Origin of the sequence: Aeromonas sp. QDB68 (assembly GCF_027707405.1) — a bacterium.
Classification (GTDB): Bacteria; Pseudomonadota; Gammaproteobacteria; order Enterobacterales; family Aeromonadaceae; genus Aeromonas; species Aeromonas caviae.
Genome location: NZ_JAPCIQ010000234.1, coordinates 1 through 865, shown reverse-complemented (window position 1 = coordinate 865; position 865 = coordinate 1). Strand labels below are relative to the sequence as shown.

Here is an 865-nt window from a genome sequence, read left to right as displayed (position 1 = left end):
CTTCGCCCGATTACGTAGCAGCAACCAACGCGCACTTTTGACCACTTTTCGCGCCGGTTTATCGCTTTTCAGTGCATTCGCCTGCTCCACTCGCACCCGGTCCACCACCTCTCGGCCATAGCGAGCCACCACGTGGAACAGGTCGTAGACCACCTCCGCCTGCGGGCAGTGTTGCTTCACCTCCAGGTCGAACGCCGTGTTCATGTCCATCGCCACCGCCTCAATCTGCTGGCATCGCTCGCCGAGCTGCTCGAAGAAGGGACGGATAGCGGCCCGGCTGTTGCCGTGCCCCACCCACAGGACGCGGGTTCGCTCGGCATCCATGATCACGGTGGCATAGCGGTGTCCCTTGTGCAGGGCAAACTCATCCATCACCAGCCGCCGCACCTCCCCAAGTTCGATGGTGCCCACACTGGTCTGCAAACGGCGCTTGTCGATCTCCTTGATGGTGTGCCAACCGACCCCGGTGAGCTGGCTGACATGGCGGATGGGGAGGTACTGAACGAGCGCTTCAATCCAGCACTGCATGCGCCGGGTGAGGCGGGAGCCAGAGGGGAGCCAGTCGATATGTTCACTGACGCGACCACAGCGCAGACAGTCGACGCGGCGAACAGGCAGTTGTAACCAGACTTGTCGGTCAAATAGGTCTCGCTCACGCACCCGGCGGATACGTTGGTCGTGGATCAATGGCGTGGGTTGCAGGCATCGGCGACAACGGGGCAAGAAGTCGGCGCGAGGCTCAAGGGTAAACAGGGTGTGATGGTTGGCAGAAAGCGCTTGGGCGATGACGGTATAACCTGGCCAGAAGGAGGCAATATCAATATGATGCACGGCGACAGCAGGGTGATGGTGGTGGTGTGTTTGG

Annotated in this window: 1 protein-coding gene; it reads right to left on the bottom strand. The window is 60.9% G+C overall.

Features of this window, described 5'->3' with window-relative positions; translation table 11 throughout:
• Nucleotides 1-831: ISL3-like element ISAeme19 family transposase (locus PG892_RS22415; protein WP_270825927.1), on the bottom strand; the 831-nt coding region annotated here is incomplete at its 3' end.
• Nucleotides 832-865: the final 34 nt, after the last annotated feature.